11 protein-coding genes are annotated in these 12970 nt (G+C 66.3%); all 11 read left to right on the forward strand.

Features of this window, described 5'->3' with window-relative positions:
• Positions 1-243: 243 nt before the first annotated feature.
• Genes mraZ through murC form a run of 11 tightly spaced genes read left to right on the forward strand, consistent with a single transcriptional unit; the run spans position 244 to position 12968 of the window.
• On the forward strand, positions 244-672 hold the full coding sequence (gene mraZ, locus ACFSQR_RS13965) for a division/cell wall cluster transcriptional repressor MraZ (RefSeq protein WP_377730498.1): 429 nt from the start codon (positions 244-246) through the stop codon (positions 670-672).
• Between the two features lie 10 nt (positions 673-682).
• Entirely contained in the window at positions 683-1639 is a 957-nt protein-coding gene (gene rsmH, locus ACFSQR_RS13970) for a 16S rRNA (cytosine(1402)-N(4))-methyltransferase RsmH (RefSeq protein WP_377730603.1), read from the forward strand.
• Positions 1636-1908, forward strand: a complete 273-nt coding sequence (gene ftsL / locus ACFSQR_RS13975) for a cell division protein FtsL (protein WP_377730499.1) — start codon at positions 1636-1638, stop codon at positions 1906-1908. Before rsmH ends, ftsL begins: the two co-directional genes overlap by 4 nt.
• Positions 1905-3680 (forward strand): peptidoglycan D,D-transpeptidase FtsI family protein, encoded by a 1776-nt coding sequence (locus tag ACFSQR_RS13980; RefSeq protein WP_377730500.1) that lies wholly within the window; start codon positions 1905-1907, stop codon positions 3678-3680. Before ftsL ends, ACFSQR_RS13980 begins: the two co-directional genes overlap by 4 nt.
• Positions 3680-5221, forward strand: a complete 1542-nt coding sequence (locus ACFSQR_RS13985; protein WP_377730501.1) for a UDP-N-acetylmuramoyl-L-alanyl-D-glutamate--2,6-diaminopimelate ligase — start codon at positions 3680-3682, stop codon at positions 5219-5221. Before ACFSQR_RS13980 ends, ACFSQR_RS13985 begins: the two co-directional genes overlap by 1 nt.
• Positions 5221-6621: a UDP-N-acetylmuramoyl-tripeptide--D-alanyl-D-alanine ligase gene (murF, locus tag ACFSQR_RS13990; RefSeq protein ID WP_377730503.1), complete on the forward strand. Its 1401-nt coding sequence runs from the start codon at positions 5221-5223 to the stop codon at positions 6619-6621. The genes ACFSQR_RS13985 and murF overlap by 1 nt, the downstream gene beginning before the upstream one ends.
• A 2-nt stretch (positions 6622-6623) precedes the next feature.
• Complete coding sequence (gene mraY / locus ACFSQR_RS13995; RefSeq protein ID WP_377730504.1) at positions 6624-7793, forward strand: phospho-N-acetylmuramoyl-pentapeptide-transferase; 1170 nt, start codon at positions 6624-6626, stop codon at positions 7791-7793.
• A complete protein-coding gene (gene murD, locus ACFSQR_RS14000; RefSeq protein WP_377730505.1) occupies positions 7794-9290 on the forward strand; it encodes a UDP-N-acetylmuramoyl-L-alanine--D-glutamate ligase in 1497 nt (498 codons plus the stop codon).
• Positions 9290-10501: a putative lipid II flippase FtsW gene (ftsW, locus tag ACFSQR_RS14005; RefSeq protein ID WP_377730506.1), complete on the forward strand. Its 1212-nt coding sequence runs from the start codon at positions 9290-9292 to the stop codon at positions 10499-10501. The genes murD and ftsW overlap by 1 nt, the downstream gene beginning before the upstream one ends.
• Positions 10498-11580, forward strand: coding sequence for an undecaprenyldiphospho-muramoylpentapeptide beta-N-acetylglucosaminyltransferase (murG, locus tag ACFSQR_RS14010; RefSeq protein ID WP_377730507.1), 1083 nt, complete (start codon positions 10498-10500; stop codon positions 11578-11580). The genes ftsW and murG overlap by 4 nt, the downstream gene beginning before the upstream one ends.
• On the forward strand, positions 11577-12968 hold the full coding sequence (gene murC / locus ACFSQR_RS14015; RefSeq protein WP_377730508.1) for a UDP-N-acetylmuramate--L-alanine ligase: 1392 nt from the start codon (positions 11577-11579) through the stop codon (positions 12966-12968). Before murG ends, murC begins: the two co-directional genes overlap by 4 nt.
• The last annotated feature ends 2 nt before the right edge of the window (positions 12969-12970 follow it).

Genomic DNA, 12970 nt, shown 5'->3' on the forward strand with positions numbered 1-12970 from the left:
GTGTGTCTTATAAGTGCTTAATTTCACGCGATATTTTGTGCGCATCCAACTTCAGCGAAGTGCGCTAAGTCTTTGGTTTCATTGAAAAAATTCCCGTTTTCGATTGGTGAAAACGCTTGACCCTAGGAATTCATTACTCTAAAGTGGGAAAACGTGTGAAAAAGTGTAGTTTTGTGGAGCAAAAAGTCCGAGACTGCACCGATCGACGTACTTACAATGAACCCCACAGGCCAAGGCTAAACCGTGTTTCAAGGCGCTTCAGCGATCAATCTCGATGCGAAAGGCAGGATGTCCATCCCTGCCAAGCATCGTGACGCGCTGCAAGTGCAGTGCGACGGCCGCCTGACCCTGACCAAGCACCCGGAAGGCTGCCTGCTGTTCTTCCCGCGCCCTGTGTGGGAGCAGCACCGCGAGCAGATCTCCAAGTGGCCGATGTCGGCGCGCGCGTGGCAGCGCATCTTCCTCGGAAATGCGGTGGATGTCGAGATGGATTCGGCCGGCCGCATCCTGATCACGCCGGAGCTGCGCGCAGCCGTCGGCCTGACCAAGGACGTGATGCTGCTCGGTATGGGCACCCATTTCGAGATCTGGGACGCAGCCAAGCTGGCTGAAAATGAAGAGCAGGCCGTCGCCGGCGGCATGCCCGATGTGTTGTCCGATTTTTCCTTCTGAGGCGTCGAACATGACCACATCGGCGATGCCAGAACACCAGCATCGGACTGTCCTGCTAGACGAAGCGGTTGACGCGCTCAACCTGGCGGGCGCGCGCGCCGGCGGTATCTATATAGATGGCACCTTCGGTCGCGGCGGCCATTCCCGCCTGATCCTGTCCAGGCTGGGCGAGGGCGCGCGCCTGTACGCCTTCGACAAGGACCCGCAGGCCATCGCCACCGCGCAGCAGATCAACGACCCGCGCTTCGAGATCGTGCACGACAGCTTCGCCACCATGCGCGAGGCGCTTCACGCGCGCGGCGTGACGCAGGTCGACGGCATCCTGCTCGACCTGGGCATCTCTTCGCCGCAGGTGGACGACGCCACCCGCGGCTTCAGCTTCCGCAACGACGGTCCGCTCGACATGCGGATGGATACCACGCGCGGCATGCCCGCGTCCGAATGGCTGGCCACGGTTCCCGAACAACAATTGGAAAAGGTGATACGCGAATATGGGGAAGAACGGTTTGCTTTTCAGATTGCAAAGGCGATTGCTGCTAGCCGGGCAGTCCAGCCAATTTCAAGCACACGACAGCTTGCCGGTATCGTGGCAGGCGCGGTCAAGACCCGCGAAAAGGGCAAGGACCCGGCAACTCGCACCTTTCAGGCTATCCGGATTTTCATCAATCAGGAACTTGAAGACCTCGAGGCAGGCCTAGAAGCTGCATACGCCATGCTGGCGCCGGGCGCACGCATGGCCATCATCAGCTTCCATTCGCTGGAAGACCGCATGGTCAAGCAGTTCCTGGCTTCCAAGGTCAAGGTCGCGCAACCGGACCGCCGCCTGCCAATCAGGGCCGCCGACCTGCCACAGCCCGAGATGAAGCTGATCGCCAAGATCAAGCCGTCCGACGCCGAAGTAGAGGCAAACCCGCGCGCCCGTTCGGCGGTGATGCGCGTGGCCGAGCGCCTGGGAGCGAGGCAATGAGCGGCAAGGCGAACATCTTCCTGACGGCCCTGCTGGTCGGCTGCGCGCTGCTGCTGGTGAATTCGCAGTACCGCGCGCGCAACCTGTTCATTGAGCTGGAACGCGCGCAGCAGAAGACCCGCCAGCTGAATATCGAGTGGTCCCAGCTCAAGGTGGACCAGTCCACGCTGGGCAAGAACGCGCGCATCGAGGAGATCGCGCGCACGGAACTGAACATGGTGCCGCTCACTCCCGATCGCACCCAATACCTGAACAAGGACGCGGAATGAGGCGCGGTTCGAACGCACAGTCGCGCGTCGCCGCATCCAAGGGCGTCTCGTTCTCGCAAAGCCCGGTGCTGGCGCTGCGCCTGCCGACGTGGCGCTCGCGCTTCGTCCTGTTCGTGATTTTCGTCGCGTTCGCGGCGCTGGCCGGCCGCGCCGTCTGGCTGCAGGGCGTGTCCACCCAGTTCCTGCAGAAGCAGGGCGAGATCCGCTACGCGCGCACGCTGGAGCTGCCGGCAACGCGCGGCAAGATCATGGACCGCCACGGCCAGGTGCTGGCGTCGTCGCTGCCGGTCAAGGCCATCTGGGCGATTCCGGAAGACGTGCTGAAGGCGCCCGCGGCCAAGCTGGTGGAGCTGGCGCGCCTGCTCGAGCTGAGCGACGCCGACCTGCGCAAGAAGCTCAACGCCGACCGTACCTTCGTCTACCTGAAGCGCCAGGTGGAGCAGGACATCGTCGCGCAGGTCGAGAAGCTGGACATCCCCGGCATCCACACCCGCAAGGAATACAAGCGCTACTACCCGCAGGGCGAAGTGGCGACCCACGTAGTCGGCTTTACCAACGTCGAGGACGTGGGCCAGGAGAGCATGGAGCTGGCGCAGCAGAAGACGCTGGTGGGCCAGACCGGCAGCCGCCGCGTGATCAAGGACCGCCTCGGCCGCATCGTCGAGGACATCGGCTCGATCAAGGTGCCGCACGATGGCCAGGACCTGACGCTGGCGCTGGACAGCAAGCTGCAGTACATCGCCTTCACCCAGGTGCGCGAGGCGGTCGAGAAGTACAACGCCAGCGCCGGCGGCGCCGTGATCCTGGACGTGCAGACCGGCGAGATCCTGGCGCTGGCCAACTGGCCGTCCTACAACCCGAACGATCGCCGCAAGCTGACCGGCGAGCAGCTGCGCAACCGCGTGCTGACCGACACCTTCGAGCCCGGCTCCACGCTCAAGCCGCTGACCGTGGCGCTGGCGCTGGAGAGCGGCCGCGTGCGTCCCGAGACCGTCTACGACGTGGCGGGCGGCCGCATCCAGATCGGGCCGAACGTCATGCGCGACATGCATCCGAAGGAGCCTGCGCTGACGGTGGCGCAGATCATCCAGAAGTCGTCCAACGTGGGCATGGCCAAGATCGCGCTGCCGATGCCGTCCCAGGAAATGTGGGAGATCTTCACCAAGGCCGGCTTCGGCCAGCAGCCCAAGATCGGCTTCCCCGGCGCCGTGGCCGGCCGCGTGCGTCCGTACAAGTCGTGGCGCCCGATCGAGCAGGCCAATATGGCGATCGGCCACGGCATTTCGGTGTCGCTGATCCAGCTGGCGCGCTCCTACATGATCTACGCCCGCGACGGCGACATCATCCCGCTGTCCTTCCTCAAGGTGACCGAGCCGCCGCAGGGCACCCAGGTGATCTCGCCGAAGACGGCAGCGCAGATGCGCGCGATGCTCGAGAGCGTGGTTGGCCCGGGCGGCACTGCGTCGCGTGCGCAGGTGCCGGGCTACCGCATCGGCGGCAAGACCGGCACTGCCGAGAAGCTGATCAATGGCCGCTATTCCAAGACCAACAATATTGCGTCGTTCGTCGGCATCGCGCCGATGTCCAAGCCGCGTTTCATCATCGCCGTCATGGTGGACAATCCGCGCGGCGCACTGCGCACCGGCGGCAGCGTGGCCGCGCCAACTGCTGGCCTGCTCGCCGCCAATGCGCTGCGCGCGGCAAACGTGCCACCCGATTCGGATGTGACCGATATCATCGTTCCTGCAGATCCCGTCGAGGAGGCCCTGTAATGCCAGAGCTGACGAACCAGATGGTTTGCGACTGGATCGCCGCCAACGCCCCCGCAGGCAAGCTGGCGTCCGACTCGCGCCGCGTCGGCGCGGGCGACGTGTTCTTTGCCTATCCGGGCGAGACCGGCGACGGCCGCGCGTACATCGGCGCCGCAATCGACGCCGGCGCAGCTGCGTGCGTCTATGAAGACGGCGGCTTCGAATGGGACGCCGCCTGGACCATCCCGCACCTCGCGGTCAGCGGCCTGCGCTTCCAGGTCGGCCCGATCGCCCACCTGTGCCTCGGCATGCCGGACCGGGACATGTTCACCGTCGGCGTGACCGGCACCAACGGCAAGACTTCCTGCGCGGTCTGGCTCGGCCAGGCCTTCGCAAAGCTGGGCGATACCGCTGCCGTCATCGGCACGCTGGGCGTGGGCGTATTCCGCGGCCGCGCCGAGCCGCAGTTCGATACGACCGGCTACACGACACCTGACCCGGTGATGCTGGCGCAAAAGCTCGCACAGGTACGCGACGCGGGCGCCCGCGCGCTGGCCATCGAGGTGTCCTCGATCGGGCTGGAGCAGGGCCGCGCGCTGGGCATGCACTTCGACGTGGCGATCTTCACCAACCTGACGCGCGACCACCTCGACTACCACGGCGACATGGACAGCTACGAAAGCGCGAAGCGCAAGCTGTTCGACTGGCCTGGCCTGAAGACCGCCGTGATCAACCTGGACGATCCGGCCGGCCTGCGCCTGGTCGAGTACGTGCGCGCACAACAAGGCGCCAAGCCCGCACTGGTCGGTTACACGCTGCACGATGCGGCCGCACAACCGGCCATCGAAGGCGTGGCGATCCTGCGTGCATCGAACCTGCGCAGCCGCCATTCGGGCACCGACTTCCACCTCGACACGCCGCAGGGCGCCGCGACGGTCAGGACCCAGCTGGTCGGCCACTTCAATATCAGCAACACGCTGGCCGTGATGGGCGCGCTGCTGGCCAAGGGCTGCGCACTGAAGGCCGCGGTCGATGCGGTCGAAGCGCTGGTGCCGGCGCCGGGCCGCATGCAGCAGGTCGGCGGCCAGGACACGCCGATGGTCGTAATCGACTACGCGCACACGCCGGACGCGCTGGAAAAGACGCTGCAGGCGCTGCACCAGGTCGCGCAGGAACGCGGCGGCGCGCTGTGGTGCGTGTTCGGCTGCGGCGGCGACCGCGACCCGGGCAAGCGCCCGCAGATGGGCCGCATCTCGCAGATCGCGGAGCACGTGCTGGTCACCAGCGACAACCCGCGCAGCGAAGACCCGCACAAGATCATCGAACAGATCGTGGCCGGCATGGAGCAGGACCATCCCGCTTCGCGCTACCAGGCGATCGAGGACCGCGCTGCCGCGATCCTCTCGGCCATCCGCAATGCGGCCAAGGCCGATGTGATCCTCCTGGCAGGCAAGGGCCACGAGCCCTACCAGGAAATCAAGGGCAGGAAGATGCCATTTTCTGACGCCGACCACGCCGCGCTGGCGCTGGCCGCGCGTGTCACCATGATGAGGCCTGACTGATGCGCGGATCCCTGGCACACATGATTGCGTCCATGCCGGGCGCACGGATGACGATGAACGCGGCGTTCGACGGCGTGTCGACCGACAGCCGCTCGGCGCCGGCCGGTTCCCTGTTCGTGGCGCTCAAGGGCGAGAACTTCGACGCGCACGATTTCCTTCCGCAGGTGGCCGCGCGCGGCGTGGCCGCCGTGGTGGTGAACCGCGTGCCGGAAGGCTTCACGCTGCCGGCGATCATCGTGCCGGATACGCTGGCCGCGCTTGGCCAGATCGGCAATTTCTGGCGCAGCAAATTCGATATCCCGCTGATCGGCGTCACCGGCAGCAACGGCAAGACCACGGTCAAGGAGATGATCGCGGCCATCCTGGCGCAGGCGCACGGCGCGGACAACCGCCTGGCCACGCAGGGCAACCTGAACAACGAAATCGGTGTGCCGCTGACGCTGTTCCGCCTCGCTCCGAACCACAAGTCGGCCGTGGTGGAACTGGGCATGAACCATCCGGGCGAGATCGGCCGACTGACCGCGATCGCGGCGCCGACCATCGGCATGGTCAACAACGCGCAGCGCGAGCACCAGGAATTCATGCACACCGTGGAAGCGGTCGCGCGCGAAAACGGCTGCGTGATCGCGGGCCTGCCGGACAACGGCGTGGCCGTGTTCCCCGGCGACGACGAGTACACCCCGATCTGGCAGGAGCTCGCGGCGGGCCGTGGCGAACGCCGCGTGATCACCTTCGGCCTGTCCGGCGCCGAAACCGTCAGCGCGACCCACGTCGTGTCGGCCCACGGCAGCGAACTGGCCGTCACCGTGCGCGAAGGCGCCAACGCCGGCACTTTCACCGTGCGCCTGAATGCGGCGGGGCTGCACAACGTGCGCAATGCGCTGGCGGCAATCGCCTGCGCCTGCGCGGCAGGCATCGGCAAGGACGACATCGTCGCCGGCCTCAAGTCGTTCGCGCCAGTCAGCGGCCGCCTGCAGCGCAAGCAGGCCGCCAACGGCGCCACCGTGATCGACGACAGCTACAACGCCAACCCCGACTCCGTGCGCGCGGCCATCGACGTGCTGGCGCAGGCGCCGTCCCCGCGCATCCTGGTGCTGGGCGACATGGGCGAAGTCGGCGACCAGGGACCTGAATTCCACCGCGAGATCGGCGCCTACGCCGCCGAGCGCGGCATCGATTGCGTTCTCGCGACCGGTGAACTGGCGCGCCACATGCAGGATTCCGGCGCGCGGCATTTCGAGCAGTTAGACGAACTTTTGGCGGCACTGGACCAGCAGCTTGGCCAGTCTGGGCGCCCAGGCGACGCAACTGTACTGGTGAAGGGCTCGCGCTTCATGAGGATGGAGCGCGTGGTCCAGCACCTGCTTGGCACTCAACACACTGGCAAGGAAGCCCACTAACCATGCTGCACTGGCTCGCACAATACTTGCAAGACGACTTCGGATTCCTCCGCGTCTTCAACTTCATCACCTTCCGCGCGGTGATGTCGACGATCACGGCGACGCTGATCGGCCTGTTCGCAGGCCCGGCCGTGATCCGCTACCTGACCCGGATGAAGGTCGGCCAGGCCGTCCGTACCTACGGCATGGAGACCCACCTGAAGAAGCACGGCACCCCGACCATGGGCGGCGTGCTGGTGCTGATCGCGATCGGCGTATCCACGCTGCTGTGGATGGACCTGTCCAACCGCCTGATCTGGCCGGTGCTGGTAGTCACGCTGGGCTTTGGCGCGGTCGGCTGGGTCGACGACTACCGCAAGGTGGTCTACAAGGACCCGGAAGGCATGCGCTCGGCCGAAAAATACTTCTGGATGTCGCTGGTCGGCCTGCTCGCGGCGTTCTACCTGGCGTTCTCGGTCTCGGCCGAGACCCCGGGCAAGGTGGCGCAGCTGATCCTGGCCTGGATCCAGTCCGGCTTCTCGATGGCGCTGCCGCCGGAAGCGCACCTGATCGTCCCGTTCTTCAAGACCATCAGCTATCCGCTCGGTGTGTGGGGCTTTATCGCGCTGACGTATTGCGTGATCGTCGGCACCTCGAACGCGGTCAACTTCACCGACGGCCTGGATGGTCTGGCGATCATGCCGACCGTGATGGTAGGTTCCGCGCTCGGCCTGTTCGCCTACCTGACCGGTAGCGCGGTGTATTCGAAGTACCTGCTGATCCCGCACATCCCGGGCGCCGGCGAGCTGCTGATCTTCTGCGGCGCGATGGCGGGCGCGGGCCTGGCCTTCCTCTGGTACAACGCGCACCCGGCACAGGTGTTCATGGGCGACGTCGGCGCGCTGGCGCTCGGCGGCGCGCTCGGCACCATCGCCGTGATCGTGCGCCAGGAAATCGTCCTGTTCATCATGGGCGGCGTGTTCGTGGCCGAGACCCTCTCCGTGATCTTCCAGGTGGGCTGGTTCAAGTTCACCAAGAAACGCTACGGCGAAGGGCGCCGCCTGTTCCTGATGGCGCCCCTGCACCACCATTTCGAGAAGAAGGGCTGGAACGAAACGCAGGTCGTGATCCGCTTCTGGATCGTGACCATGATGCTGATCCTGGTTGGCCTGTCCACGCTGAAGCTGCGATAAATGAACTACGAAGGCAAACACGTCCTGGTACTGGGGCTTGGTGAATCCGGGCTCGCGATGGCGCAGTGGCTCGCCCGCTGCGGCGCGCGCGTGCGCATCGCCGATACGCGCGAGGCGCCTGCGCGCCTGGCCGAACTGCAGGCCGCGGTGCCTTCTGCGGAGTTTGTCGGTGGCGAGTTCGCCGCCAGCCTGGTCGAGGGAATCGACTTCGTCGCGGTCAGCCCTGGCCTGATGCCAACGAAAGAACTGGCGGCGATCACGCCGGCGGCCAGCGAAAAGGGCATCCCGGTGTGGGGCGAGATCGAACTGTTCGCGCAGGCGCTCGCATCGCTCAAGGAAAACGAAGGCTACGCGCCGAAGGTCATCGCCATCACCGGCACCAACGGCAAGACCACCGTGACCAGCCTGACCGGCCTGCTGTGCAAGCGCGCAGGCCTGAGCACGCGCGTGGCGGGCAATATCAGCCCGGCGGCTCTGGACGTGCTGCGCGAAGCGCTCGACAACAACGAACTGCCGCAGGCATGGGTGCTGGAACTGTCCAGCTTCCAGCTGCATGCGACCTACAGCCTGAACCCCGACGCGGCCACCGTGCTGAACATCACGCAGGACCACCTGGACTGGCACGGCGACATGGACGCCTACGCGGCCGACAAGGCGCGCATCTTCGGCGCCGACACCGTGCGCGTGCTGAACCGCGACGATGCGGTCGTGATGCGCATGGGTTCGGGCGCACCGGGCGTGATCACCTTCGGCACCGACGAGCCCACGGAGCCTGAGTGCTTCGGCCTGCTGAACGAGCGCGGCGTGATGTGGCTGGCGATGGCCGTCGGCGCGGAAGAAACCGAAAAGAAGCGCCGCAAGAACGCCGCAGCGGAGCCGGTGGAAGTGACGCTGCAACGCCTGATGCCTGCGGACGCGCTGCAAATCCGCGGCATCCATAACGCATCGAACGCGCTGGCCGCGTTGGCCCTGTGCCGCTCGGCCAACTTGCCGCTGGCGCCGCTGCTGCACGGCCTGCGCGAGTACAAGGGCGAGCCGCACCGCGTCGAGCTGGTGGCGACGATCGACTCGGTCGACTATTACGACGACAGCAAGGGCACCAATGTGGGCGCCACCGTCGCCGCGCTGAACGGCCTGGGCAAGGCATTCGGCGGCACGGAACAGAAGATCGTGCTGATTGCAGGGGGCGACGGCAAGGGCCAGGCGTTCGAGCCGCTCGCGCTGCCGGCCAGCCGTTACGTGCGCGCAGTCATGCTGATCGGCCGCGACGCGCCTGCCATCCGCGCCGCGCTCGCCGGTGCCGGCATCGAACTGGTGGACTGCGCAAGCCTGCCGGAAGCGGTGGCGCGCGCACGCGACGCGGCCCGCGCAGGCGACGCCGTGCTGCTGTCGCCGGCTTGCGCCAGCCTGGACATGTTCACCAACTACGCGCACCGCGCGCAGGTATTCGTGGACGCCGTGCGCGAGATCGCACTTGAAAAAGGGCAGGACATCTGATGGCGTTCCAGCTGCCCTTCAAGTTCTCCGGCACGTCCGCCGACGCGGTGGCCGCCGGCCGTGCGCGCCCGTCGCGCATGATGGAATACGACCAGCCGCTGGTCTGGGTCACCGTGCTGCTGGTGCTGCTCGGACTGGTGATGGTGTACTCGGCGTCGATCGCGCTGCCCGATTCGCCAAAGTTCTCCAACTACGAGAACGCGTATTTCCTGAAGCGCCAGGCGATCTTCGTCACGATCGCGTTCATTGCCGCCGCTTTCGTCTTCCGCATTCCGGTCGCCGTGCTGCAGCGCACCGCCCCGTTCATGTTCATCGGCACGCTGGTCCTGCTGGTCCTTGTGCTGGTGCCGGGCATCGGCGTAGTCGTCAACGGCGGCCGCCGCTGGCTCAACCTGCGCGTGTTCAACCTGCAGCCGTCCGAGCTGATGAAGGTGGTGATGGTGCTGTACGCCGCCGACTTCACCGTGCGCAAGCAGCAGTTCATGCACAAGCTGACCAAGGGCTTCGCGCCGATGGCCGGCGCGGTCGGCCTGGTCGGCGTGCTGCTGCTGCTGGAGCCGGACCTCGGCGCCACCGGCGTGATCGTCTGCATCGCGATGGGCGTGCTGTTCCTGGGCGGCTTCAACGCGATCTGGTTCGGCGGCATCGCCGGCGTGCTGGTGATGGCATTCAGCACCATCATCGCGCTGTCGCCGTTCCGCCGCGAGCGCCTGTTCGCCTATCTCGACCCGTGGCAGGAAGACAATGCGCTGAACAAGGCCTACCAGCTGACCCATTCGCTGATCGCGTTCGGCCGCGGCGAGTTCACCGGCGTGGGCCTGGGCGGCAGCCTGGAAAAGCTGCACTACCTGCCGGAAGCGCATACCGACTTCCTGATGGCCGTGATCGGCGAGGAGCTTGGACTGGCCGGCGTGCTGGTCGTGATCGCGATGTTCTACTGGCTGGTCAAGCGCGCATTCGACATCGGACGCCAGGCCATTGCGCTCGACCAGACCTTCGCCGGCCTGGTCGCGAAAGGCATTGGCATCTGGATCGGTATCCAGACCTTCATCAACATGGGCGTGAACCTGGGCCTGCTGCCGACCAAGGGCCTGACGCTGCCTTTGATGAGCTATGGCGGCACCGGCGTGGTGGTCAACTGCATCGGCCTCGCGATCCTGCTGCGCATCGACTACGAGAACCGCGTCATGATGAAGGGAGGGCGGGTATGAAGCGCCTGATGATCATGGCGGCCGGCACCGGCGGCCACATCTTCCCCGGTATCGCGATCGCGCAGACGATGAAGAGCCGCGGCTGGGAAGTGTCCTGGCTGGGCACCGCGCACGGCATGGAACAGGACCTGGTGCCGCGCGCCGGCATCGCGCTCGATTCGATCGAATTCTCCGGCATGCGCGGCAAGGGCCTGGGCCACACCGTGTCGGGCGCCTTCAAGCTGGCCGGCAGCTTCTTCACCTGCCTGGGGCATCTCGCGCGCCGCAAGCCCGATGTCGTGCTGGGCATGGGCGGCTACGTCACCGTGCCGGGCGGCCTGATGGCGCGCCTGCGCGGCGTGCCGCTGGCATTGGTCAATGCCGATGCGGCGCTGCTCCTGTCGAACAAGACGCTGGCGCCGGTCGCGCAGCGCGTGCTGTTCGGCTTCCCGGCCGATTTCGGCAGCGCGGCGGCCAAGGCGCAGGTCACCGGCAATCCGGTGCGCGGCGAAATCCTGGCGATCGAAGCGCCGCAGACCCGCTTCGAGAATCGCAGCGGCCCGTTGCGCGTGCTGGTGGTCGGCGGCAGCCTGGGCGCGAAAGCCCTCAATGACGCGGTGCCGGCGGCGCTGGCGCTGATCCCGGCCGGCGAGCGCCCGGTGGTGACCCACCAGTCGGGCAAGAAGAATATCGATGCGCTGCGCGCCGCATACGCGCAGGCAGGGGTGCAGGCCGAAGTGGTCGACTTCATCGACAACATGGCGGCGCGCTACGAGCAGGCCGACATCGTGATCTGCCGCGCCGGCGCGATCACCGTGTCCGAACTGACCGCTGCGGGCGTGGCCAGCATCCTGGTGCCGTTCGTCGCCTCGACCACCTCGCACCAGCGCGACAACGCGCAGTGGATGGAACAGCAGAAGGCGGCGATCCACCTGCCGCAGCAGGCATTGAACGCGCAGGACCTGGCGCGCACGCTGCAGGCGCTCACGCGCGAGCAGTGCCGCGCGATGGCGCAGGCAGCACACACCGTGGGACGGCGTGACGCGAACGACGCGATCGCCGCAGTACTTGAACAGCTGGCAGCCGGAAAGCACAAATGAAGCACAAGGTCAGGAACATCCATTTCGTCGGCATCGGCGGCAGCGGCATGAGCGGCATCGCCGAAGTGCTGCACAACCTCGGCTATACCGTGACCGGTTCGGACCTCGGCTCGAACGCCGCCACCGCGCGCCTGGAGAGCCTGGGTGTGAAGGTGTTGCGCGGCCACGCGCCGGACAATATCGGCGAGGCGGACGCCGTCGTGACCTCGACCGCCGTCAACGAAGGCAATCCGGAAGTAGTCGCAGCGCGCGCCAGGAGCATTCCGATCGTGCCGCGCGCGGTGATGCTGGCCGAACTGATGCGCCTGAAGCGCGGCATCGCGATCGCCGGCACGCACGGCAAGACCACCACCACCAGCCTGGCCGCGGCCGTGCTGGCGGCCGGCGGACTCGATCCGACCTTTGTCATCGGCGGACGCCTGAACAGCGCCGGCGCCAATGCGCGCCTGGGTTCGGGCGAATACATCGTGGCAGAGGCGGACGAATCGGATGCGTCCTTCCTGAACCTGGCGCCGATGATCGAGGTGATTACGAACATCGACGCCGATCACATGGAGACCTACGAGCACGATTTCGAGAAGCTCAAGATGGCGTTCGTCCACTTCACCCACCGCCTGCCGTTCTACGGCCGCGCGATGCTGTGCATCGACGATCCGCACGTGCGCTCGATCATCCCGCATGTGACCAAGCCCGTCACCACCTACGGCTTTTCCGCCGATGCGCAGGTGCGCGCGTTCGACGCCGAGGCGCAGGGCATCCAGATGCACTTCTCGGTGCGCCAGGAAGGCTACCCGGACACCCGTTTCGTGCTGAACCAGCCCGGCATGCACAATGTGCTGAACGCCTGCTCGGTGATCGCGATCGCGCGCGAACTGGGCATCGAAGACAGCGCGACCCAGCAGGGCCTGGCCGAATTCACCGGCGTGGGCCGCCGCTTCACCCGCTACGGCGAAATTGAGATCCCGGGCGGCGGCAGCTTCACCCTGGTTGACGATTTCGGCCACCACCCGATCGAGACCGAAGTCACGCTGGCGGCCGCGCGCGCCGCCTATCCGGGCCGCCGCCTGGTGCTGGCCTTCCAGCCGCATCGCTATTCCCGTACCCGCGACCTGTTCGAGGACTTCGTGAAGGTCCTGTCCCATCCGGACGTACTGGTGCTGGGCGAGGTGTATCCGGCCGGGGAACAGCGCATCGTCGCCGCCGACGGCCGTGCGCTGGCGCACGCGCTGCGCGTGGCGGGCCGCATCGAACCGATTTTTGTTGAAGCCGTTGCCGACATGCCGCAGACGATCATGAGCATCGTGCGCGACGGCGACGTGGTGCTGACGATGGGCGCAGGGTCCATCTCCGGCGTTCCCCAGCAACTGACCAATTTCCAGAAGGCCTAATC

It is taken from the genome of Pseudoduganella sp. GCM10020061 (assembly GCF_042683405.1).
Taxonomy (GTDB): domain Bacteria; phylum Pseudomonadota; class Gammaproteobacteria; order Burkholderiales; family Burkholderiaceae_D; genus Telluria.

What these genes read in the sequence shown, in the direction of transcription:
- murD (WP_377730505.1), top strand. Translation starts at nt 7,794, where the DNA reads ATGAACTACGAAGGCAAACACGTCCTGGTACTGGGGCTTGGTGAATCC.
- ACFSQR_RS13980 (WP_377730500.1), top strand. Translation starts at nt 1,905, where the DNA reads ATGAGGCGCGGTTCGAACGCACAGTCGCGCGTCGCCGCATCCAAGGGC.
- mraY (WP_377730504.1), top strand. Translation starts at nt 6,624, where the DNA reads ATGCTGCACTGGCTCGCACAATACTTGCAAGACGACTTCGGATTCCTC.
- ACFSQR_RS13985 (WP_377730501.1), top strand. Translation starts at nt 3,680, where the DNA reads ATGCCAGAGCTGACGAACCAGATGGTTTGCGACTGGATCGCCGCCAAC.
- ftsW (WP_377730506.1), top strand. Translation starts at nt 9,290, where the DNA reads ATGGCGTTCCAGCTGCCCTTCAAGTTCTCCGGCACGTCCGCCGACGCG.
- murC (WP_377730508.1), top strand. Translation starts at nt 11,577, where the DNA reads ATGAAGCACAAGGTCAGGAACATCCATTTCGTCGGCATCGGCGGCAGC.
- rsmH (WP_377730603.1), top strand. Translation starts at nt 683, where the DNA reads ATGACCACATCGGCGATGCCAGAACACCAGCATCGGACTGTCCTGCTA.
- murG (WP_377730507.1), top strand. Translation starts at nt 10,498, where the DNA reads ATGAAGCGCCTGATGATCATGGCGGCCGGCACCGGCGGCCACATCTTC.
- murF (WP_377730503.1), top strand. Translation starts at nt 5,221, where the DNA reads ATGCGCGGATCCCTGGCACACATGATTGCGTCCATGCCGGGCGCACGG.
- ftsL (WP_377730499.1), top strand. Translation starts at nt 1,636, where the DNA reads ATGAGCGGCAAGGCGAACATCTTCCTGACGGCCCTGCTGGTCGGCTGC.